Origin of the sequence: Zhongshania aquatica (genome assembly GCF_027257955.1) — a bacterium.
Lineage (GTDB): Bacteria > Pseudomonadota > Gammaproteobacteria > Pseudomonadales > Spongiibacteraceae > Spongiibacter > Spongiibacter aquatica.
Window position 1 is genome coordinate 47233 of sequence record NZ_JANZNQ010000009.1, and the last position, 20946, is coordinate 68178.

Annotated in this window: 22 protein-coding genes; 13 read left to right on the plus strand and 9 right to left on the minus strand. The window is 48.6% G+C overall.

Going from position 1 to position 20946, the window contains the following annotated elements; genetic code table 11:
- Positions 1-3: 3 nt before the first annotated feature.
- The 3 genes from O9X78_RS10805 to O9X78_RS10815 all read right to left on the minus strand — a co-directional run bounded on the left by O9X78_RS10805 (position 4) and on the right by O9X78_RS10815 (position 2434).
- On the minus strand, positions 4-1065 hold the full coding sequence (locus O9X78_RS10805) for an MJ1255/VC2487 family glycosyltransferase (RefSeq protein WP_269619695.1): 1062 nt from the start codon (positions 1063-1065) through the stop codon (positions 4-6).
- Between the two features lie 122 nt (positions 1066-1187).
- On the minus strand, positions 1188-1718 hold the full coding sequence (locus O9X78_RS10810; protein WP_269619696.1) for a phosphatase PAP2 family protein: 531 nt from the start codon (positions 1716-1718) through the stop codon (positions 1188-1190).
- Positions 1719-1810: 92 nt separating this feature from the next.
- Positions 1811-2434, minus strand: coding sequence for a class I SAM-dependent methyltransferase (locus O9X78_RS10815; RefSeq protein ID WP_269619697.1), 624 nt, complete (start codon positions 2432-2434; stop codon positions 1811-1813).
- Between the two features lie 168 nt (positions 2435-2602).
- On the opposite strand from O9X78_RS10815, the gene sthA reads away from it, so the two are divergent.
- The 4 genes from sthA (at position 2603) to O9X78_RS10835 (ending at position 6483) form a co-directional block, all read left to right on the plus strand.
- Positions 2603-3994: a Si-specific NAD(P)(+) transhydrogenase gene (gene sthA / locus O9X78_RS10820; protein ID WP_269619698.1), complete on the plus strand. Its 1392-nt coding sequence runs from the start codon at positions 2603-2605 to the stop codon at positions 3992-3994.
- A gap of 206 nt (positions 3995-4200) precedes the next feature.
- Positions 4201-4383 carry a hypothetical protein gene (locus tag O9X78_RS10825; protein WP_269619699.1) on the plus strand — a complete coding sequence of 61 codons (183 nt, stop codon included), beginning with the start codon at positions 4201-4203 and terminating at the stop codon, positions 4381-4383.
- 242 nt (positions 4384-4625) lie between these two features.
- Positions 4626-5402, plus strand: a complete 777-nt coding sequence (locus tag O9X78_RS10830; RefSeq protein WP_269619700.1) for a DUF3014 domain-containing protein — start codon at positions 4626-4628, stop codon at positions 5400-5402.
- Positions 5403-5559: 157 nt separating this feature from the next.
- Positions 5560-6483: an NAD-dependent epimerase/dehydratase family protein gene (locus O9X78_RS10835; protein ID WP_269619701.1), complete on the plus strand. Its 924-nt coding sequence runs from the start codon at positions 5560-5562 to the stop codon at positions 6481-6483.
- A 33-nt stretch (positions 6484-6516) separates the two neighbouring features.
- On the opposite strand, the gene O9X78_RS10840 is transcribed toward O9X78_RS10835, so the two are convergent.
- The gene (locus O9X78_RS10840) at positions 6517-7386 is read right to left on the minus strand and encodes a MaoC family dehydratase (RefSeq protein ID WP_269619702.1); all 870 of its coding nucleotides are present in this window, start codon (positions 7384-7386) and stop codon (positions 6517-6519) included.
- A gap of 172 nt (positions 7387-7558) precedes the next feature.
- Here O9X78_RS10840 and O9X78_RS10845 point away from each other — a divergent pair, with 172 nt between their 5' ends.
- Entirely contained in the window at positions 7559-8611 is a 1053-nt protein-coding gene (locus O9X78_RS10845; RefSeq protein WP_269619703.1) for an AraC family transcriptional regulator, read from the plus strand.
- 13 nt (positions 8612-8624) lie between these two features.
- Here the strand turns inward: O9X78_RS10845 and O9X78_RS10850 are convergent, their stop codons facing one another.
- Together O9X78_RS10850 and O9X78_RS10855 are read right to left on the minus strand one after the other, a co-directional pair.
- On the minus strand, positions 8625-9524 hold the full coding sequence (locus tag O9X78_RS10850; RefSeq protein WP_269619704.1) for a DNA ligase: 900 nt from the start codon (positions 9522-9524) through the stop codon (positions 8625-8627).
- Between the two features lie 123 nt (positions 9525-9647).
- Complete coding sequence (locus tag O9X78_RS10855) at positions 9648-11033, minus strand: 3-oxoacyl-ACP reductase (protein WP_269619705.1); 1386 nt, start codon at positions 11031-11033, stop codon at positions 9648-9650.
- Between the two features lie 230 nt (positions 11034-11263).
- Here O9X78_RS10855 and O9X78_RS10860 point away from each other — a divergent pair, with 230 nt between their 5' ends.
- Positions 11264-12562: an acetyl-CoA C-acetyltransferase gene (locus tag O9X78_RS10860; protein WP_269619706.1), complete on the plus strand. Its 1299-nt coding sequence runs from the start codon at positions 11264-11266 to the stop codon at positions 12560-12562.
- Between the two features lie 77 nt (positions 12563-12639).
- Here the strand turns inward: O9X78_RS10860 and O9X78_RS10865 are convergent, their stop codons facing one another.
- Positions 12640-12981 carry a Kazal-type serine protease inhibitor family protein gene (locus O9X78_RS10865; RefSeq protein ID WP_269619707.1) on the minus strand — a complete coding sequence of 114 codons (342 nt, stop codon included), beginning with the start codon at positions 12979-12981 and terminating at the stop codon, positions 12640-12642.
- Positions 12982-13224: 243 nt separating this feature from the next.
- On the opposite strand from O9X78_RS10865, the gene O9X78_RS10870 reads away from it, so the two are divergent.
- On the plus strand, positions 13225-13695 hold the full coding sequence (locus O9X78_RS10870) for a Dps family protein (protein ID WP_269619708.1): 471 nt from the start codon (positions 13225-13227) through the stop codon (positions 13693-13695).
- Between the two features lie 177 nt (positions 13696-13872).
- Complete coding sequence (locus tag O9X78_RS10875) at positions 13873-14646, plus strand: DUF1223 domain-containing protein (RefSeq protein WP_269619709.1); 774 nt, start codon at positions 13873-13875, stop codon at positions 14644-14646.
- A gap of 42 nt (positions 14647-14688) precedes the next feature.
- On the opposite strand, the gene O9X78_RS10880 is transcribed toward O9X78_RS10875, so the two are convergent.
- On the minus strand, positions 14689-14823 hold the full coding sequence (locus O9X78_RS10880) for a hypothetical protein (protein WP_269619710.1): 135 nt from the start codon (positions 14821-14823) through the stop codon (positions 14689-14691).
- A gap of 83 nt (positions 14824-14906) precedes the next feature.
- On the opposite strand from O9X78_RS10880, the gene O9X78_RS10885 reads away from it, so the two are divergent.
- Genes O9X78_RS10885 through O9X78_RS10905 form a run of 5 tightly spaced genes read left to right on the plus strand, consistent with a single transcriptional unit; the run spans position 14907 to position 19848 of the window.
- The gene (locus tag O9X78_RS10885; RefSeq protein ID WP_269619711.1) at positions 14907-17060 is read left to right on the plus strand and encodes a dihydrolipoyl dehydrogenase family protein; all 2154 of its coding nucleotides are present in this window, start codon (positions 14907-14909) and stop codon (positions 17058-17060) included.
- 7 nt (positions 17061-17067) lie between these two features.
- Entirely contained in the window at positions 17068-17925 is an 858-nt protein-coding gene (locus tag O9X78_RS10890; protein WP_269619712.1) for a DUF547 domain-containing protein, read from the plus strand.
- Positions 17903-18604: a TIGR04283 family arsenosugar biosynthesis glycosyltransferase gene (locus O9X78_RS10895; RefSeq protein ID WP_269619714.1), complete on the plus strand. Its 702-nt coding sequence runs from the start codon at positions 17903-17905 to the stop codon at positions 18602-18604. Before O9X78_RS10890 ends, O9X78_RS10895 begins: the two co-directional genes overlap by 23 nt.
- Positions 18597-19289 (plus strand): TIGR04282 family arsenosugar biosynthesis glycosyltransferase, encoded by a 693-nt coding sequence (locus O9X78_RS10900; protein WP_269619715.1) that lies wholly within the window; start codon positions 18597-18599, stop codon positions 19287-19289. The genes O9X78_RS10895 and O9X78_RS10900 overlap by 8 nt, the downstream gene beginning before the upstream one ends.
- A gap of 28 nt (positions 19290-19317) precedes the next feature.
- A complete protein-coding gene (locus O9X78_RS10905) occupies positions 19318-19848 on the plus strand; it encodes an MOSC domain-containing protein (protein ID WP_269619716.1) in 531 nt (176 codons plus the stop codon).
- Here O9X78_RS10905 and O9X78_RS10910 read toward each other — a convergent pair.
- Positions 19811-20860: a CE1 family esterase gene (locus O9X78_RS10910; protein WP_269619717.1), complete on the minus strand. Its 1050-nt coding sequence runs from the start codon at positions 20858-20860 to the stop codon at positions 19811-19813. The two genes, O9X78_RS10905 and O9X78_RS10910, sit on opposite strands and share 38 nt — an antisense overlap.
- Positions 20861-20946: the final 86 nt, after the last annotated feature.

Sequence of the window (20946 nt, forward strand, 5' to 3'; positions counted from 1 at the left end):
GTTTTAGCCTGTCGCCGCCATAGTGTTAGCGGGGCGACCGGTTTGCTCCCAGAGATCAGACACCAATTTGGCGCTGTCATGCCATTCTCCCCGCAGCAGCCAGTCGCAAATAGCTGCGGCAACATCAGGGTAGTGACAAGGCTGTTGTGCCGGAATGTCGGTTAGCCACTTTTCGATATTTGTCGATGAAAAATCATGCATTACTGTGGCGACACCGAGTTGTTGAAGTGCCGCGGCGTTGCCTAATTGCTCGGATTGACCCGCGACGGGTTTTGCCAGCGCGGGAATACCCATGTGCAGACATTCACTGATCAACTCAAAGCCGGCATTGCAAATAACGCCCTTGGCGTGGCAAAGATCGTGTTTAAAGCTGTGTAAGCTGGTTGCTTGGCGCAGAACATTGCCACGCTCCTCACGTTGTAATTGAGGCGCGTACTGAATGAATTTTTGCTGTGGGAATGTCGCTAAGGCCTCGCTGACCTGCTCCTGATCTTCAAAGGGCAAGTAGACCACGATATGCGGTGGAGTGGTGCAGGGCTGGCGGATTTCGTCTGGATTGATTATCGGCGGCGCGATATTCGCATTGAAGTGATCCCAATGTAATCCGAGGCGATACTGAGCGGGCGCAAAGAACTTCATTATTAGACGATTACGTAGGTCGACACCACTTTGCGGAACGTCTGGGTAACCGAAGGCGTATTGGTGGCCTACGCCGATCACCGGCTTTTTTTGCAGGCGGCCAGCCCACGCAGTGACGGGTTCAAAATCGGTAACCACGGCGTCATAGTGACTAAGATCGAGGGCGCGAACATCGTGAATAAATGTAAACGGTTTTACTTGGGCTAGGGTTTTAATCGCACTGATGCTGCCTTTGTCCGTCGCGAAACTCAGTCCGGCACGGAGCTGGTAGTCGCCGAAAACGTCCATATCAAAATACTGCTCTGGCGCACGGCCAGAAAATAGAAATTGGACATCAATATTTTTTTCGGCGAAATGCATGGCCATCATGCGGGCCCTAGATATATGCCCGTTACCGGTTCCCTGCACGCCATAAAGCAGTTTCATATAAATTCTCGTACCTTGACATTAAGCCAGCCAATATCGCAGTAAATCGCGGCTTCGTGGCTGGGGTGAATAATGGACTGGGGGTATCGTCGTGATCGACGATATGGGCGAGCGAGGTGAGCTTAGGCTGCCGAGACAATAGAGTGTCCAAGGTAGGCGATGCCCATGCCCAAACTAGCGCCGGCGAGCGTATCGGTGGGGAAATGCACGCCGAGAATAATCCGCGATGCGCCCACGGCGATGGCCCACAAAAACAGGGGGATGCCGACCGCGCCAAAGAACAGTACCGTCATGGTCGCTAGTAAAAACGCGGCGGCGGTGTGTCCAGAGGGAAAGCTGAATTCGTCAGAGGCAATAATGGCCGCACTGAAGGCGGGTATGGCCTGTGGTGGACGTTTTCTACGGCAGGTGTTTTTTAACACCCAATAGGTCGGCAACCACGCCGCAAAGCTCAGGATAACCGCAGTGAAATAGGCTAGGCCTTGGCTTGCTCCCATTATGTAAACACAAAGGGGGAGGCCTAGTTGGGCGTAGCCATCGCCGGTTTTTGATACACTGCGGGCTACACGAGACAATTGTTGCTGGTGACGCGTATTAACGCAGGCCAGAAACATTCGCACATCGAACTGATTTATCGACTGTATTAAGCGCATAGTTTTATCCTCATATTGGAAACCATACGCTGATGTGTTTTCAGTAATGTGACGACTACGTTGCAGTTTAAAGACAGTGTGCGGTGTTTTTCCTAGGCGTTTTCAATCAACAATATACTGCCGCGATGATGGCGGCTGGTGATGACCTCTCGGGGCGTGAGCTCAGCAAAGTAGTCATCAATACAGGCTTCAGCTACTGCTAGGAATGGCGGGCGGTGCGGATCAGCAATAATGATTTTTTTAACGCCGGCATCAACCGCGCGCTCAATTAAATCGAAGACCTCTTTACTCATCTCGTCCCAAAAGCAGATGTCGCTGGCAATGATGGCATCGTATTGGCCTAATTCGTCGGTACTTAATTCGTCAAAGCGCGCTGTGCGCGTACTTATCTCGACGTCATTGTGTTCGGCAAGTAGCGACAAATAGGAAAATACAGCGGGGTCGGCATCCATTGCCGTCACTTCGGCGCGAAGAGCCTTGGCGCAATATATGCTCGCTAGTCCCCATCCGCAGCCTAAATCTAGCACTTTGCAGTTGTTAGGCAGGGGGTTATCTTGCAGGTAGTCGATGAGCAGATAGGCGCTGCCCCAGAGCTTGTTACCGTGCAAATGGGTAGCGTTGGTGGCGCGTTTTAGGCGCCGCATATCCGGGTGTGCAGCGAGCAGTGTGCGCACACCAAAATAGTCTCGAACGTGCTTAGCTGCTGAACTAGGCATTGGAAATTCCTGCTGAAATTTGAACGGTTAGTTTGTGAATGTGCGTTGTAGAAATAGTTAAAATGGCGATCTTAATTGTGAAAATAAAGTATTACCATAACCATCATGAATTGAGGTGTAAGCTAGTGGGGCGGCGCTATTGTTTTATTGATTTAAGGGACGGTATTTGTGACAAAATTTGATTACGATGTTTTGGTATTGGGAAGCGGCCCGGCGGGTGAAAGTGCGGCCCTGAATGCAATGAAGCACGGCCATCGCGTAGCGGTCGTAGAGGCGCAGGACTCCGTAGGCGGAGCGTGTACGCATCAGGGTACGATTCCCTCAAAAGCGCTGCGACACATGGTGCGGCAGGCCATCCGCTACAATAATACTCCGGCGTTTCGAGATATTGGCGATCCGCGCACACTGACTTATCCACGACTACTTAGTCATGCCAACGAGGTTATTGCTCGGCAGGTGGATATGCGCAGCCGCTTTTACTACCGCAACCAAATTAAATTGATATTTGGTCAGGGGCGTTTTGTAGATAAAAACACGGTTGAAGTTGTGTCTGGAGAAGGCCAAGTTGAATCCCTCACCGCGACTAGTGTCGTGATTGCTACTGGCTCACGCCCATACCGCCCAGCGAATATTGATTTTGCTCATCCCCGTGTTTATGACAGCGACACGATTCTTAAGATGACCAATACCCCAGGTAAAATCATTGTCTACGGTGCAGGCGTCATTGGCTGTGAGTACGCGTCAATTTTCTCTGGCATCGGAATCAAAATTGAACTGATTAACAGCCGTGATCGCCTGCTGGAGTTTTTGGACGACGAAATTTCCGATGCATTGAGTTATCAGCTCCGCAATATGGGTGTGATGATTCGACATCGCGAAGTTTATAAATCCGTTTTGGCGACGGATAAGGGTGTAGAAGTTGTGCTCGAATCCGGTAAGCGTATACACGCCGACGCATTGCTTTGGTGTAATGGCCGCAGCGGGAATACCGACCAGCTGGGTTTAGATAATATTGGTTTGGAAACCGATCATCGGGGCCAACTAGTGGTCGATGAACACTATCAAACTTCGGTGCCGGGTATTTTTGCGGCGGGTGACGTCATTGGCTGGCCTAGTTTGGCGAGCGCTGCCTATGACCAAGGTCGTTCGGCCGCGGCGTCAGCGCGTGGTAAAGATCACTGTCGCTTTGTTGACGATGTACCCACAGGAATTTATACCCTGCCGGAAATCAGCTCGATAGGGCAGACAGAGCGCGAACTGACAGAGGCAAAGATTCCCTACGAAGTAGGGCGTGCCTTCTTTAAAGACACCGCTAGAGGCCAAATAAGTGGCGAAACCGTCGGCATGCTTAAGTTGCTATTTCATCCCGAGACTCTGGAAATTTTCGGCATTCACTGTTTTGGTGCCGAGGCAGCGGAAATTATTCATATCGGTCAGGCCATTATGAAGCAGAAAAACGGCGGCAATACCCTGCGCTACTTTGTCACCACAACATTTAATTACCCAACCATGGCGGAGGCCTACCGAACGGCTGCACTCAACGGTTTGAATCGTTTATAGCACTATCCATGACGGTTTACGGGGGTTCTGTCGCTAAAGTAAGGTCTGAGTTAGGTGCGGAAGTCCCGGAGGTCATTAAATTATTTTCAGTATACGTATAAATTTTTATTGACAGAAATTCGAGATCATCATAAATAGTGCCCTGAACAACCACGGTTAGCCGAGGGGTTCATTCTGTATCTACGATGTACTGGAGTGGGCAAGTAATGGCAAATGACCTAGCCGATGATGATATCGACGATATCCTTGATGATGACGCGGCCGCAGATTTTGAGGAGCGGCGTCTTATGGGGGGGGGCGATAGCAGTATTCGTCGGAAAATCGAAGAGCGCCTTGAGCGCAAGCGCCTGATGGATGAGTTGGATTTACTGGACGACTTTGATCTATAGGGGCGTTATATCGCAGTAAGTTGCGATATATTCATGCCAACGCCACGTTCTGTGGCGTTTTCTCATTTATTTCCCTTCTTACTCGCGTCTTGTGGCAGTCTGTATTGCTGATTCTGAGTGGCGGTTATAACATGTCGGCACTATTTGCATGTATTAGCTGCTGGCGTTAGGGTAAACATCTCTGCACGCTATGGACGACAGCAGAGAACACACCTGCATCATAATTAAAACGGGATTGAGTAATGAATTGGAAAGCCTTGTCTGCGGTGGTAGTGATTGTCGGGATTGCTGGGTTTGTCTGGTATGTCTTAGATCGCTCGGCTAACAGTGACTATAACGACGCGGTTGTCGAGACAGTCGACGATTCTGCGGCTAAAAAAATGGTTAAAGAGACTCTTGCTGTTGAATCTGAAGCAGACTACAGCGAGAAGGCTGCCAAAGTGCCTGCGCCACCAGCGGCCATTGATGGCAGTGACGAGCAGCTGCGTGACGCATCCGGCACGCTGTCTAAGCCCTTGGCAGCTTGGTTGCAGCCTGCTGAACAGATACGTAAATGGGTATCGGTAGTTGATCAATTGGCCACATACCGCTTTCCAACCAAGCATTTGCCCATCGTTTATAACAAAGAACCCTTTTTGGCAGTGGAGACTGAGACTGGTTTTGTAAACGACCCAGGTAATTACGCGCGTTGGAATGGCATGGTAAGCACTGTGACCTCTATCGAGCCAAAGAACGTCGCCATTTATTACAAGAAATGGTCACCGTTTTTAGAAGGCACGTATAACGAATTAGGCAATCCCCAGTCCTTCGATAATCAGTTGAGGACGATGATTGAGCACTTGCTGATGGTAGAGCCAATTCCCGTCGACGCTGCACTAAAGCGGCCTAAAGTACTCTACGAATATGTTGATCCGGTTTTAGAAAATGCTGACCCGCTAAGCAAGTGGATGTGGCGTCTTGGGCCAGAGAACATGAAAAAGCTGCAAGATTGGTTGCGCGAGTTAGAAAGTTTCCTCTGATTTGGCCCCTCTATTATCGCCATCCGTTTGAATGGCGATAATTGTCTTCCCCTTCGCTACACTTCTGTCTTTAGTGCTTTCTTGCTGGCGATAATGCCTGCCGGTAAAGGCGCTACATAATCGTCCGATAATAATTCGATGAAGACAGGTGAATACAATGCCCGTAACCCCCGTTGATCTAAATGACGCCAATATTCTTATAACCGGTCCAACCGGACAGGTGGCCGCCCCCATTGTTGATGCGCTCAGTAAAATTGCCAATGTGACCGCCTTGGCGCGTTTTAGTAAAGACAGTGACAAAGACGCGCTTGAACAACGAGGCATTAGGGTGATTCGTGCAGATTTGGCTGATAAACGCAGCCTTGATGCCTGCCCCGATGATTTCGATTATGTGTTGAATTTGGCCGTAGTGAAATCGGGAAATTTCGATTATGACCTCGCCGCCAATGGCGAAGGTGTCGGTAACTTAATGGCCCGCTGCCGCAGTGCAAAGGCCTTTGTGCATTTTTCATCAACCGCGGTATACGAATACGCGGGACATTCACCGCGCAAAGAAACTGACCCACTAGGTGACAATCACCGGTCCATGTTTCCGACGTATAGCATTGCGAAAATAGCCGCTGAAACAGTGTGTAAATTTGCTGCGCATCAGTTTGGCATTCCCACCACTATCGCACGTCTAAGCGTGCCCTATGGCAACAACGGCGGCTGGCCGTATTTTCATCTGTTAATGATGAAAGAAAATATGGCGATAGATATTCATCCAGAGGGGCCAAATAGCTACAACTTACTGCATGCTGATGATTATATCGAAAAAATTCCGTATTTATTGGGCGCAGCAAGTACCGAGGTAACCACGACTAATTTTGGTGGTTCGCAGGCGGTCAGTATTGAAGAGTGGTGTGCGTACTTAACCGAGCTCACTGGCTTTGCGCCTAACTTTAGAGAGAAGTCGACCGCGTTTGGAAGTCTGTCTATTGATACCACACGGATGCACGACTTAATTGGTGAAACCCGAATGGACTGGCGCGAAGGCATTCGCGCCATGGTGGAAAATCTCTCGCCGCAATTGCTGCGCTAGCTATTACCGCTCTTTAGTAGATTAGCCGCTATTTTATAGCGGCTGAATGCTACCGATCAAATGGGGTTTAACGCCGCTTTTGTTCCGCAATTCAAAGTCGAGATTGCTGCCCACTGCCTCATATTCTAGGCGAACCCGTGCAGGTAAAAAAATCGGTGTTTTAAACTCAACATGACAGCGATAGGCCGTGCCCGCTATATCGCCACTCAATGCAGCCAAGCACGCGGCCTTGCTCCACATGCCGTGGATCACCATACGTTTAAAGCCGAGTATTTTGGCACTAATGTCGTGTAAATGAATGGGATTGAAATCGCCAGAGGCGCGGGCGTATTTGCGGGCATCGCTGCGACTTATATCGATGTCACGAGTATTGGCATAGCGCCTAGGCTCGGCACGCTCGCCTTTGGGCGCGCTTGCAACACCTGTCTTAGCCCGAGAAAGGTAGCGGCTGTCGTCTTCCCAAACTAGCTCATCACCGCAAAAAGCCTCGCAGTGAAAGGTGAACTCATAGCCCTTGTCAGTGACTTTGTTGTCGGCAATGCTGCAACGTAGTCGTATGACTTCATTCGTGAGTACAGGGCGGTGTTGAATAATGGTATTGCTCAGATGTACGCAGCCCATAGGGGCTAGCGGAAAGTCTTTGCTCAGCATCATCTTCATGTGCAAGCGGAAGGCCTGTACATGTAGAAAGCTAACGGAAAGCGCTGCGTTATCGTCACTGAAACCGCAGGCTTGATTGTAGCGACGTAGTTGGCTGCTATTGGTGCGAATATTGGCGACTTCTAGAATTTGAGCGGGAAAGCGCGGTGTTTTACCGGGCTTTTTCCGTGTTATGGCGGCCTGTAGTAACATGGGGGGCGTGCTTGGCAACGTTTTTAGCGTTAACTCATTGCTTGCGGTCATTCGACTCTATCTCCATACTGAGCGTGGCGCAGTGGTTTGCTACATATGTATACAAACCATAGAGTATAATGAAACACGCGGCATTAAGAATTTGCCCAGCCTCAGTGTCGTTTACGGCAGTTCGGTCAATGCTTGCCAGTGTTGATATTTTGTACAACAGATACCAGCTTGAATGACAGCATCAAATTCTAAAAATTTTTCCGATCTTAGTGATTCCAGTTTCCTGATCCAGCTGGTCTATCCGGCCATGCAAAGTATGGGTTTGGATGTTGACCGCATCGTGAGTGAATGCAGGATTTCGCCTACCCTTTTACAGGATCGCAGTGCGCGCTTTCCTCATACCGCCCAATTGCAGTTTTGGCGAGTACTTGAAGAAGTCAGCGGTGATCAAAATATTGGTTTGCATTTGGCCGATGCGGTGCAAGTTTATCGCGGTCAGGTATTGGAATATTTGTTCCTCAGTAGTCCAAATTTTGGTGAGGGCTTAAAGCGTTCACAAAATTATCAGCGTTTAGTGACCGACGCGATGCAATTTGAATTGCAAACTGGCGAGCAGCAGTCGCGGATGGTGTTGGAATTTGCCGGTGACGATGATCCAAGCTTTCGGCATCGCAATGAATGTTTCGCGCGTTTCTTAATACGTTATTTTCAAGCGGTCACCGATGGTGCCTTTATTGCCGATGCGGTGCATTTGACCCATTCGGCGGTAGGCGATGTTGCTGAATACGAAAAAGTATTTGGTTGCCCGGTTCATTTCAACAGCTCTGAATCGGCGCTTGTCTTTGCTACCTCTATTCTTGCAACACCTTCCACACATGCTGAACCCGATTTGCTAAAACTGCATGAAAAACTCGCCAGTAAGCAATTGGAGCGTTTATCGCGCCAAGACGTGGTCGGCGATGTTCGGCAAATTATTGCGGAGATGTTGGAGCTCGGGCAGCCCAGTCTTGAAAATGTCGCGGCACGCTTGAAGATGAACGAGCGAATTTTACGAGCGCGCTTAACCGAAGCTGGAACCAGTTTTAATCAAGTATTGGCAGACTATCGCTGCGTGCTGGCTAAGCGCTTGCTGGCTCGTACAGATGAAAGTATTGCCGATGTGGTCTACCTAACTGGTTTTTCTGAACCCAGTACCTTTTACCGCGCGTTTAAACGCTGGACTGAACTTACTCCCATAGAATATCGCCAGCAAAAGAAGGCGGCACAGGCCAGCGAAAGCGAATAATTAGTGTGCTGGCTTAGTTGTCGTTTCTAATTCGCAGAAAGCTCGCGAATCGCGGTATGCCATTGCCGCTGAGGCCGTAATATTTGTAAGTGATCAGCGAGCCAATAGGCGGTGGATTATTGCGATCCGCATCTGAAAAACCACTGCCAATTTTGAATCTCAGTCCCTCGCCGGTTTCCACCAAGATAGCGCCAAGCATCCCTGTATATTTCCCTTTGCCCTCGATGTGTTTGATCACCTTTGCCTCGGCATCTTGATAGCGTTTTAGCTTCAGCAAATCATCGCTGCGGTTAGATCGGTAGGGTGCGCTGCCTAAATGTAGCATCAGGCCTTCGCCACCCTTGGCAATGACTGCGTCGAGGTACTGCATTAGCGATGCTTCGTCGCGAAACTTTTGTTGTTCAACCAAGATTACGTAAGGCGATGCGTTATTTGCAATGAGATTTCTAAGTGTCGCTAGGCGCTGATCGAACTCTCCCTGCGCCGTCGGTAAGTCGAACACCATAAAGCGTATCGCCTTCCACTCAGAGTCGACGGGCAGGTTTTTGCGCACGGCGCCAGAAAGTTCATCAAAGCGCTGCCGACCTAGCCACAATTCACCATCTAATGGCGTGCTGGGGAAATCCGCAATAAACCAATCTGGCGCGTGATAAATATTTCCCAGTCGAGAAACTAATTGTTTACCGTTCCAATAAGCGCGAACACCATCAAACTTCTCGCTTACCCAATATTCTGTTAATGGAATATCCGGATGATAAATATTGGCCAACATCAGTGCTGGTGTTGGATTCGGATCTGCGAGGATGGCTTGTGGGGATGTACTAACTAATAAAAGTAAGAGCAGAAAAATGCTTTTTCTTTTTCTATTAGTCGAGGGGCTGAGGCATGCGTTGTGCAAGTCATAGCGGGGCATCGTGAATCCTCCTTGATTCAATGAGTGCCTAGTTATCATACATAGTCTTGCGCGGTGGCAGAATAAAAAAAGCCCCGCCGATGTCGGCGAGGCTTTTTTAAGCGGATGATCTATAGGCTTGCGTTATGCGCCAAACCAAGACTGACCGCATACTCTCACGGTATTACCACTCACGCCGCGCGACGCAGGGTTGCCAAAGAAGGAAATAGTCTCTGCCACATCCACCGGTAAACCACCTTGTGATAGTGAGTTGAGGCGGCGACCAAACATACGTGTAAACAAGGGAATGGCAGCTGTCATGGCGGTTTCGATAAAGCCGGGGGCAACGGCGTTCACGGTGATGTTTTTCTTCGCCAACTCTTTTGATTGCGCCATGAAATCAACATAGCCAATTACACCAGCTTTAGACGCGGCGTAGTTGGTTTGTCCTCGTTGACCACCGATACCATTCATAGATGAAACGCCAATGATGCTGCCGCCTTCATTGATCGTGTTTGTTTTTAGTAGTTCTGCGGTAATGCGCTGCGCCGCTGCTAAGTTAATATCCAACGTCATCTGCCACTGCTGCTCGCTCATATTAGCGATGGTTTTGTCGCGGGTAACACCGGCGTTGTGAACGATAATGTCTGCACCACCAAGCTCGCTGAGTGCTTTAGCAATAACAGCGGGTGCATCCGCGCTGGTAATGTCCGCAATAACAGCTTTGCCGTTTAGACGCGCCATTACTTTGCTTAGGTCAGCTTCCATTGGGGCAACATCAACACCCACTACGGTGGCGCCATCGCGAGCTAAGGTATCGGCGATAGCTTCGCCAATGCCACGTGATGCTCCCGTCACGAGGGCTATTTTACCAGCTAGTGGTTTGTGCCAGTCCGCGACAGTGGCTGTGTCGGCAGCGCGTACTTTGATAACCTGTCCGCTGATATACGCTGATTTGGGTGACAGAATAAAGCGCAGACTACTATCGAGATTGGCTTCTGCGCCTTCTGCAACGGTAATGAGTTGCGCTGTTGCGCCTTTGGCGCCGACTTCTTTGGCAAGTGAACGACTTAGACCTTCCAGCGCACGTTGGGTCGCGGCGGCTTCAGCGGTTTTGCATTGAAGGTGTGGACGGCCGATCACAATAATACGGCCGCTGCTTTTTAATTTGCGAATATTCGCATTAAAGAAACGGTAAGCTGATACCAGTTCAGTGCCATCGACAAAGCCACTGCCGTCAAAAATGAGTGCTTGGTAACGGTCGCTGGTAGCGTTGCTATCGGTTTTGTCGCAGAGCTGGGCAGCCGCGTCTGGGTTGTAGAAAACCTGTGCGTCGCTATCGCTTAGATTACTTTGAATGGCGTTGAGCAATTTTGCATTTTCACCCGCACCAACGAGTACGGCGCCTGCGAAATAGCTGTTTTGACTGGCATTATAGCGTTGTAAATCCGTTGCTACAGTAACCCCCATTGCGCCAAGCAGTTTTTTGCCTGCCGTCGAATTAATCAATTTTTCGATTCTATCGGTCATGCTTAGATCTCCGTGAGGGGTGTTAATGACTGTGATTCGGTTTACATTACCAGTGTCTGGCTGCGGAAAGGGCATGTTTTCCTTTCTTCTATTGCTGCATTGTAGCTGCACCGCGCTAGAAGTTGATTGACAGTGCCGCCGTGTCACGCGGTCGATTCAGCCAATGTCGGCACACTCAGGCTTGTTAAACTGCGCCCACTTTACACTTTGTACGATTTTGAGGTTCGAATATGTCTCAGGCAATTAAACGCGTTGCGATCATTGGTGGTAACCGGATTCCGTTCACCCGGTCCAATACGGCCTATTTTGGCGTCAGCAATCAGTCAATGCTGACGGCCGCAATAGAAGGTTTGGTGCAGCGTTACAATCTGCAAGGTGAGCGTCTTGGCGACGTGGTTGCCGGTGCGGTAATGAAGCACAGCCGTGATTTTAATTTAACCCGTGAGTCGGTACTCGGCACGTCGCTTGACCCAAACACGCCGTGCTTCGACATTCAGCAAGCCTGCGGTACCGGACTGCAAGCAGTGAATATTATTGCCAACCAGATTGCCCTTGGTCAAATTGAAGCAGGTATAGCAGGCGGTGTTGATACCACGTCTGACGCGCCAATCGGTGTAAGTGAGGGCTTACGTAAAATACTGCTTCAGGTGAATAAAGCACGCTCTTTTGGCGATCGTGTTAAGCCATTTTTGCAATTGCGTCCCAAAGATGTGGGCGTATTGATTCCTGCAAATGCTGAGCCACGCACTCGTATGTCTATGGGGGAGCACACTGAAGTGACCGCAAAGGCATGGCAAATTCCTCGCGATCAGCAAGACGAGCTGGCTTGCGCTAGTCATAAAAATCTAGGTGCGGCCTATGATCGCGGATTCTTCGATGACCTGATTACGCCCTTTAACGGCGTGAGCAAGGACAATATTTTGCGTGCCGATACCACCATCGAGAAGCTGGCTAGCTTAAAGCCCGCATTCGATAAAGAAAGCGGCAAAGGCACCTTAACGGCAGGTAACTCATCTACGTTGACTGACGGTGCTTCTGCAGTGCTGCTGGCGAGTGAAGAGTGGGCGAAAGAACATGGCTTGCCTGTTCGCGCTTATTTAACCATCGTCGAAACGGCAGCTGTAGACTTCTTCGGTAAAGATGGTGTGTCAGAAAAAGAAGGCCTATTACTTGCGCCAGCTTATGCTGTGCCGCGTATGTTAGAAAAAGCCGGTCTGACATTGCAAGATTTCGACTATTACGAAATCCATGAAGCGTTTGCAGCACAGGTGTTAGCAACGCTGAAAGCCTGGGAAGATGAAGCTTTCTGCAAGGACAAATTAGGTCTTGATCGCCCATTGGGCAGTATTGATCTTACAAAGCTGAATGTGAACGGCAGCTCTTTGGCTACTGGTCATCCATTTGCGGCAACGGGCGGTCGAATCGTCGCTAGTTTGGCGAAAATGCTTGAAGAAAAAGGCAGCGGTCGCGGATTGATTTCAATTTGTGCGGCTGGTGGCCAGGGTATAACGGCGATTATTGAACGCTAAAATTATCCTTGAGTCCTTTTTATAGAAAAGGCCCGAGCTCGCGCTTAGGGCCTTTTTATTGTCTGCGATTTACCGCCTTATTTTCCGTAGCTAGCGCAATCACCTAGTTCAAAGCCAATCACTTTCTCATCGGCACAGGCTTCGCAGCCATTGCTATAGGTTTTGTGCTTTTCTGAGGGGCATGGAGCGGTGACGCAGCGTATACCCGTATCAACATGGCCACAAACGGGGCGGTATTCACGGGTACACATTTGAGATCTTGGCGATTGGCATTGGGTGAAACCAGATTGCATTCCCGGTGGTGTTGGATCTTCTTTTGGTGTGGTTGAACAGGCGCTCATCACGAGGAGTGCCGCTGTCGCGATACTAAGTCGAAAAGAGTGCTTGGTTTGAAAACTGCGTCCTTTCAGTAAATTCATGCTGTACCCCAGATAATCAGTGCAGATCGCATTTTGTGGCCTCAGCTTAACCATGCCGGGCGGCATACTCAAGGCTGATTTGTGCAAGTAGTGAACTCGTGCTTGATTGGTTTGTCATAGTTATCGACTATTAATTTTATTTAAAATTAATATTTTAGGTATGATGAATTTCTTGCTACGCTATTTTTCAAGATCAAAGTACATAGCGCATAGCAATTTAAAACCACCAAAGGGAGAATATGAATGAAAGCAATTGATATTGGTATCAATGAAGCGAATCGAGAACAGATTGCCGGTGGATTAAAGGTCTTGCTGGCGGACTCTTACACGCTTTATCTGCAAACGCATAATTTCCATTGGAATGTTACTGGTCCGCGTTTTCGCGATCTCCACCTGATGTTTGAAGAGCATTACACCGAGTTGGCGCTCGCGGTAGATGATATTGCTGAGCGCATTAGAACTTTAGACGTCGCTGCCCCAGGTACTTACAAAGAGTTTTCTCGCTTAAGTTCAATTGAAGAGACTGACGGCGTACCCGATGCTGAGTCTATGGTAGACATTCTGACTAAGGGGCACGAACAAGTCGTTAAAAGCTGTCGTTCAGTATTGAAGTTAGCGCAAGACGGCGATGATGAATCGACCGCGTCGCTGGTATCAGACAGGATGAGAATTCACGAGAAAACCGCGTGGATGTTGCGGGCGATTAATAAATAGTAGTTTCTGTCTATTTGGTGGCGTCTACTCTGGTGCCGCCAAGTTTTCCTTTTTAGTCTTTTGAAGTCTAGCCCCCACCTTTTCAACCGTCATTTGTAACCTTATGCGATGTTGCGCGTCTCTTTGTCAGTAGGCGTCTGTGTGCGCCAATTTCTGATGAGCAGATTGGGTGATGGTATGAAAATTGGACGGGGTATTTTCTTTGTAACCTTATTTATAAGCATTTTGCTCGGTCTTCCGGCCCATGCTTTAGAATTACGTAGTGAGAAAGACGCTACGACCATCATTGAATTGTATACCTCAGAAGGCTGCAGCAGCTGTCCTAGCGCCGATGCATGGTTATCATCCTTGGCTAATGACCCCGCTATTTTCTCCCGCTTCATCCCTTTGGCTTTTCATGTCGACTACTGGAATCAGCTGGGTTGGCAAGATCGATTTTCAACTTCAATGAATTCACATCGGCAGCGTGAGTTGAGTCGTGTTGGTGTCTTGTCGCAGGTCTACACACCGGGGTTTGTCATTAATAACCGAGAATGGCGAGGCTGGTTTACCCGGGGCCGCAGCGTGACAGCGGACAAATTGCCGCAAAGTGAAAAACAGGTCGGTACTTTAACGGCCCAATGGCCTGATAATACACAGTCCCTATCGTTCAGCTACACGCCAAACATAGGAGATGTTAAGGATCTGCAGTTGCACGTAGCTATCGTCGGCATGGGGCTGAAAACCAATGTGCGACGCGGCGAAAATAGAGGTCGTGTTCTGCGTCATGATTTTGTGGTCTTGTCCTATACCCAGTATCCCTTTGGTTCAAGTAAGTCAGGCCAAACCATACGTAAATCTATTGCCGAGCCGAAAATTCCCGACGAAGGCCAAAGTAGGTCGGCATTGGTGGTGTGGGTATCTGAGAGTAGCTCCCCGGAAATCATTCAGGCGGTCGCAGGGTATTTATAGGCGTATTAATCTTCGCATTTTGTGCAGTCCCGTGCCAAAGTCTCAGCTGGCACTTAAAATATCGATAATATTGTGATCTCCTTTATTTTGATAAGTTGAAAAATCCATGTCGTGGCGGTCGGTGGTGAAATTTGCACTGCGCTTATTTAGCGTAATATAGCGACTATCGTGATCCATTATGTTTTTGTCGAAGTAATGTAATAGATGTGATTCGATTTGTGATCATATATCCGGTAGTTGAGCGCAATTAAGAGGTCGTGATGATAAAGAAGATGGTGTTTTTAAGCCTGATTGCGGCCGCCGTTGTTGCCTTTTTTGCGCTGGGTTTTAACCAATACCTCAGCCTTGAAGGGGTTAAGCAGCTACAAATAGATTTAGCCTCTTGGAGGGCCGATCGTCCTTTGATATTGGCCCTTATTTTGTTTGTGTCTTATGTTCTTATCACCGCCTTGTCGCTGCCCGGTGCGGCGGTAATGACATTGTTGGTTGGCGCTATATTTGGCTTGGGCTGGGGGCTATTAATAGCGTCATTCGCGTCTAGTATTGGCGCCACACTGGCGTTTCTAATGACCAGATATGTATTGAGAGACACAATACAGGCTCGCTTTGGTGAACGCTTAAAGGCGATTAACGAGGGCGTTGCGCGTGAGGGCAGTTTTTATCTTTTCAGCTTAAGGCTGGTGCCGCTATTCCCGTTCTTTCTAATCAACATGTTGATGGCGTTAACGCCGTTAAAACTTAGACAATTTTATTGGGTGAGCCAGCTTGGCATGTTGCCCGGTACGCTAGTCTATGTGAATGCGGGAAGTCAGCTTAGCGAACTAACAAGCCTGTCAGGAATACTCTCTCCGTCCCTGTTGTTTTCCTTTGTGTTACTGGGTGTATTCCCCTTGGTAGCAAAGAAAATTCTCGGGTGGTTGCGTGCGAAGCAAGCAAGCGCGAGGTGGTCGCGCCCTAAGAAATTTGATCGCAATCTTATCGTAATTGGTGGCGGCGCCGCGGGTTTAGTCAGTGCTTATATAGCTGCGGCGGTGAAAGCCAAAGTCACTTTAATTGAAGCACATAAAATGGGTGGCGATTGCCTCAACTATGGCTGTGTGCCCAGTAAGGCATTGATCAAAACCGCAAAGATCGCGGCTCAACAACGACATGGTGAGCGCTACGGTTTAAGTGCTTCTGAGCCACGTATCGACTTTCGCCGTATTATGGCTCGTATCCAAGATGTGATTGCTCGCATAGAGCCCCACGACAGCGTTGAGCGATATACTGAACTCGGTGTTGAGGTATTGCAGGGCTATGGTCGCTTGATAGATCCGTGGACGGTTGAGATCACCTTGAATAGCGGTGAGGTTCAAAAGCTAACGGGCCGGGCCATTGTGATTGCTGCTGGTGCTGAGCCAGCAGTGCCTCCACTACCAGGTCTCGAAGACGTTGGCTATCTCACCAGCGATACCTTGTGGTCGGCGCTCGCTGAGGAAGAGTCAGCTCCAAAACGGTTATTGGTTTTGGGTGGTGGACCTATAGGGTGTGAGTTAGCGCAAAGCTTTGCCCGCCTTGGTTCGTCGGTAACTCAATTAGAGATGCTGCCTCGAATAATGATCCGCGAAGATGAGGACGTAGCAGCTGCGGTCGCTGAGTCACTTAGCAGCGATGGTGTGAACATCATCACGGGTATGCGCGCTATTCGATGCGAGCGCAATGGTCAGCAGAAGCGTATGGTTGTATGCGACGCCAACGATGTAGAGCAAATTATCGAGTTCGATACCTTATTGTGTGCGGTGGGACGTAAGCCGCGTAGCAAAGGTTATGGATTAGAGAATCTGGATATTGATACATCAAAGCTTGAAGGCAACGACTACTTAGAAACACGCTTCCCTCATATTTTGCTGGCGGGCGATGTGGTTGGCCCGTATCAGTTTACTCATGTTGCCGCGCATCAGGCTTGGTATGCAGCGGTAAATGGCTTGTTTGGCGATTTCAAAAAATTTAAAGTCGATTACTCGCTCATTCCGCGTGTAACCTATGTAGACCCAGAAGTGGCGCGGGTCGGATTAAGTGAGGCGGAGGCCATCGAACAAGATATCGCCTTTGAAGTTACTCGCTACGGTATAGATGATCTTGATCGCGCTATTTGCGATAGCCAAGCAGAAGGCTTTATCAAGGTGCTTACTGTGCCGAATAAAGACCGTATTTTGGGGGTCACCATTGTCGGCGCTCAAGCTGGGGAGTTACTCGCGGAATATGTATTGGCGATGAAGCATGGTTTAGGATTGAAGAAAATACTTGCTACCATTCACAGTTACCCCAGTATGGCGGAGGCAAATAAATATGTTGCCGGTGAATGGCAGAAAGCACATACGCCCCAATGGGCCTTGCTATGGTTGACAAAATTTCATACATGGCGACGAGGATAGAATAAGAATGTTAAACAGAATAAAAAATAATTTCTGCGGCGTAGTTGTCGGCGTATTTTTACTGTTTGCGGCGCTACCGTCCTTTGCACAGGGATTTTCTCATCAGTTATGGGAACGATTACTGCAGCAACACGTTGTTATGATTAAAGACGGACAGGCTAGCCGTGTTGACTACGCGGCTATGAAAAATGATCGCAAAACTTTACAAGCCTACTTAACGGCCTTGTCGGCGGTACCTGTAGCGACTTTCGACTCCTGGAAAAAAGACGAACAGCTCGCATTTTTAATCAACGCCTATAATGCGTGGACTATCGAGTTTGTGTTAACCGAATACCCTGATATTGATTCGATAAAAGACCTTGGTAGCCTATTTAGTTCACCGTGGAAAAAGGAGTTTATTTCCTTGCTTGGTGAAACCCGAAGTCTCGATAATATTGAACACGATCTTATTCGCGGATCGGGTCGCTATGATGAAGGCCGTATTCACTTTGCCGTTAACTGCGCCAGCATTGGCTGCCCGGCATTACTCAATCACGCTTACACTGCGGCTAAACTAGATTCCCAGTTAGACCTAGTAACGCGGAACTTCTTAAGTGATCGCAGTCGTAATTATTTTCTTAATGGTGAGTTGCATATTTCACCCATATTTAAATGGTACAAGGAAGATTTCGAGAAGGGCTGGGGCGGTATTCATTCAGTATCAGAATTCTTAACAAAGTATGTTGATGAATTAGGTTTGGAAGTGAGAGGAATAAGTATTGTCGTCAACGGTGTGCCTGTTACGACACGCCTAAAAAACGGTACGTTGGGCATCGCATACACCGATTATGATTGGCAGTTAAATGACCAGCGCAGCGAAGACTAAACCCGCACTTTCGGTCGTTGTTCCGGTGCTGAATGAGGCTGCGGGTCTTGCCTCCAAAATTGAGAGTTTAGGCGCTCACTGCCAGAGCTCAATACATCATATTGACGTTTTATTTGTCGACGGTGGTAGCCACGATAATTCAGTCGCAATAATTACTGGGCACGGCTATTCCTGCATCAACTCTGACAAGGGCAGAGCGAAGCAGATGAATGCCGGTGCGGCACAAGCGAATGCAGATTACCTTTTATTTTTGCATGCTGACAGCGAGGTGCCGAATGGCGGATTAGATGAGGTAATAAATACCTTACATGATCACCAATGGGGTCGTTTTGATATTCGTGTTAGCGGTAAGGCGAAGATGTTTGCCGTTATTTCATTTTTTATAAATTGGCGCTCGCGTTTGACGGGTATTGCCACGGGCGATCAGGGCATCTTCGTGCGGAAATCCTTGTTTAATAAAATAGGTGGTTTTGCAGATCAGCCCTTGATGGAAGATATCGATTTATCTACCAAACTCGGCAAGGTATCGGCACCCAGATGTTTGCGTTCTAAGATAATAACGTCGGGGCGCCGTTGGCAGCAGAGAGGGATATGGAAAACGATCTTCCTAATGTGGCGGCTGCGTTTTATGTATTGGTTTGGTGTGTCTCCGCTCCGATTAGCTAAATATTATGAATAGTTCGACTTCAGAATTTTCACCCCCGTCAACGTCGATATTGCGGATAGGTATACAAATTATTGCCAAGGCGCCCGCCGCAGGTTTAGCAAAAACCCGTTTAATTCCTGCATTGGGTGCTCATGGCGCCGCCGCGTTAGCCAAAAAAATGCTATTAAAAATACTGAGCGATTGTGCACTCCTTTGTACTAGTATTCGTCGCGATTTTGAATTTACTACTACCCTATGGATGACGCCGTCGCCAGAATCACCTCTTTGGCACAGTGTTGCAATTCCTGATGGCATAGCGAAATGCGCTCAGCTTGGCGAAGATTTGGGCGCGCGAATGGCGAATGCCGCTGCAACTCAGCTGCAATGTCAGGATGCCGTGATTATAGTGGGTAGTGATTGCCCAGAAATTAACTCATCGGTTTTAGTGTGGGCTGCCGAAATATTAAAAAAACATGACGCCTGCTTGGCGCCAAGTGCTGATGGTGGTTACGCGCTAATCGGATTGCGACGCCATGATGCGCGCGTGTTTGACGAAATTCCCTGGAGCACTCACATAGTCGCCGAACTAACTCGTCAGCGATTTGCAGAGTGTGGGTTTAGCTACGCAGAATATAGTACGGTTCATGATATAGATGAGGTGGAGGATCTTGCCTATCTCCCAGCAGATTGGCAGGAGTCCGTGCTGGCTTCTTTTTAATACGTAAAACGATAATTTAGGAATAGCAATGAATGCACAAGGGCGACTGATAGCTCGCTTTTTAGATAATCTTCCTCCCGGTAAATTGGAGTGGATCGGATTGCGTCCTGCGCGCAAGGAGCCCATGGTTTCGGTAGCGAAGACGATTGCAATTGCCGACCGCGGTTTGCAGGGAGATCGTCGTTTAGAGGGTAGCAAAGGTTCTGCGCGACAGGTGAGTATCATCAGTGTTGAATTCATTCGTGCCATTGCCGATAACCTCGGTATAGATAATATTCCCGCAAACATCTTGAGGCGTAACCTGCTGGTGTCGGGCGTTAATTTAAATGCCTTGCGTCATCAGTATTTTCAAATTGGCAGCGCGGTTTTTCAGGCGACAGCGCAATGTCATCCGTGCTCGCGTATGGAGGCTGCACTCGGTAAGGGCGGTCTTGTGGCAATGCTGGGCTACGGTGGTTTGTGTGCAAAGATAGTGGAGTCTGGCGAAATTAAATGCGGCGACGAACTGGTATATATGCCGCCTAATAGTTATCAAGAGCGTCAGTTAAGTCTGTATTAGAACCCAGCTCTGCATCGTTGTTTGGCGTATTTTTATTTTTGATTTGCCGCGCAAAAAAAGCCCAAATTTCTTCTGGGCCATTTATCTCTATACTACTGGCACCCAAAATACGTGGTGGTCTAAATACTGGTTGCGGAATGGTATGGCCGCCGTCGGTAATGGTATATAGAATGACTTCAGGACGTTTATCGTCACGCCACCGGTAGTATTTAGTTGCGGTGGGATCATTCCTTTGAACGTTGGGGAAGTGCTTAATTTCACTAGGCGCGCCGTGGTATCCCGCTTTGTGGGCGAAGTACTCTGCACTCGCGACGGAGGATAAAACCTGACCGCGATCGCCAAAGCCAAATAAGGTGACCTGGCCGCCGTAGTAAGGGTTTATTGGATCTTCAGTACCGTTCATGATTAATACCGGAACCGCCGCGCCGCTATCTGTGCAGGCTAGATTCTCTGGTGTCGGGAGGCTTGCGCTTATCGCCGCAATAGCTGCAACACTGTTGGGACTCTCCATAGCAAAACGAAATCCTAAATGGCCTCCGTTCGAATAACCTGCAATAAAGGTTTTGGCTGTGTCGCTTCCTAAGCGCTGATGAAATTCGCTAATGAGTGTGCTTATAAATTTTATGTCGTTTATGTTTTCTTTACGTGCAGGGTAGCTCGCTGTAGCTCGACAATCATTCCAGTTGTTCTTGTAACCTGCGGGATACACGAGAATAAAGCTGTGCTCATCGGCAAGGCGTTCAAATTCATAAGCGGTGAACTTGCGAATGTCGTTTACTGATTGCAGCGAGCCATGCAATATAAAAACCAAGGCAGGATCATCGCCAATATTGGCGGGCACATAAAATGTATAGTGTCGCTCTCTGCCGTCTATCGAAATACTGCCTTCGTGCAACTTGCTGCTTAAGTTTGGATGTGGCGGTGCAGGGCTATAGCCGTAGTAGCCATAGAGTGATCCGCCCACAATTGCGAGGCAAAGTATAGCCAATAAAATGTAGCGAGTTCTGCGCACAGGGTGCTTCTTTGTTGTTAGTGTATGAATTCAAATATCGTTATTATTGATGTGTTTCCGTATTCGAGTATACAGGTCTGTCGGCA

Bases quoted from the DNA above. Each gene is read 5' to 3' on its own strand.
- O9X78_RS10805 (WP_269619695.1), bottom strand. From the start codon at position 1,065: ATGAAACTGCTTTATGGCGTGCAGGGAACCGGTAACGGGCATATATCT.
- O9X78_RS10810 (WP_269619696.1), bottom strand. From the start codon at position 1,718: ATGCGCTTAATACAGTCGATAAATCAGTTCGATGTGCGAATGTTTCTG.
- O9X78_RS10815 (WP_269619697.1), bottom strand. From the start codon at position 2,434: ATGCCTAGTTCAGCAGCTAAGCACGTTCGAGACTATTTTGGTGTGCGC.
- O9X78_RS10825 (WP_269619699.1), top strand. From the start codon at position 4,201: ATGGCAAATGACCTAGCCGATGATGATATCGACGATATCCTTGATGAT.
- O9X78_RS10830 (WP_269619700.1), top strand. From the start codon at position 4,626: ATGAATTGGAAAGCCTTGTCTGCGGTGGTAGTGATTGTCGGGATTGCT.
- O9X78_RS10835 (WP_269619701.1), top strand. From the start codon at position 5,560: ATGCCCGTAACCCCCGTTGATCTAAATGACGCCAATATTCTTATAACC.
- O9X78_RS10840 (WP_269619702.1), bottom strand. From the start codon at position 7,386: ATGACCGCAAGCAATGAGTTAACGCTAAAAACGTTGCCAAGCACGCCC.
- O9X78_RS10845 (WP_269619703.1), top strand. From the start codon at position 7,559: ATGACAGCATCAAATTCTAAAAATTTTTCCGATCTTAGTGATTCCAGT.
- O9X78_RS10850 (WP_269619704.1), bottom strand. From the start codon at position 9,524: ATGCCCCGCTATGACTTGCACAACGCATGCCTCAGCCCCTCGACTAAT.
- O9X78_RS10855 (WP_269619705.1), bottom strand. From the start codon at position 11,033: ATGACCGATAGAATCGAAAAATTGATTAATTCGACGGCAGGCAAAAAA.
- O9X78_RS10860 (WP_269619706.1), top strand. From the start codon at position 11,264: ATGTCTCAGGCAATTAAACGCGTTGCGATCATTGGTGGTAACCGGATT.
- O9X78_RS10865 (WP_269619707.1), bottom strand. From the start codon at position 12,981: ATGAATTTACTGAAAGGACGCAGTTTTCAAACCAAGCACTCTTTTCGA.
- O9X78_RS10870 (WP_269619708.1), top strand. From the start codon at position 13,225: ATGAAAGCAATTGATATTGGTATCAATGAAGCGAATCGAGAACAGATT.
- O9X78_RS10875 (WP_269619709.1), top strand. From the start codon at position 13,873: ATGAAAATTGGACGGGGTATTTTCTTTGTAACCTTATTTATAAGCATT.
- O9X78_RS10880 (WP_269619710.1), bottom strand. From the start codon at position 14,823: ATGGATCACGATAGTCGCTATATTACGCTAAATAAGCGCAGTGCAAAT.
- O9X78_RS10885 (WP_269619711.1), top strand. From the start codon at position 14,907: ATGATAAAGAAGATGGTGTTTTTAAGCCTGATTGCGGCCGCCGTTGTT.
- O9X78_RS10890 (WP_269619712.1), top strand. From the start codon at position 17,068: ATGTTAAACAGAATAAAAAATAATTTCTGCGGCGTAGTTGTCGGCGTA.
- O9X78_RS10895 (WP_269619714.1), top strand. From the start codon at position 17,903: ATGACCAGCGCAGCGAAGACTAAACCCGCACTTTCGGTCGTTGTTCCG.
- O9X78_RS10900 (WP_269619715.1), top strand. From the start codon at position 18,597: ATGAATAGTTCGACTTCAGAATTTTCACCCCCGTCAACGTCGATATTG.
- O9X78_RS10905 (WP_269619716.1), top strand. From the start codon at position 19,318: ATGAATGCACAAGGGCGACTGATAGCTCGCTTTTTAGATAATCTTCCT.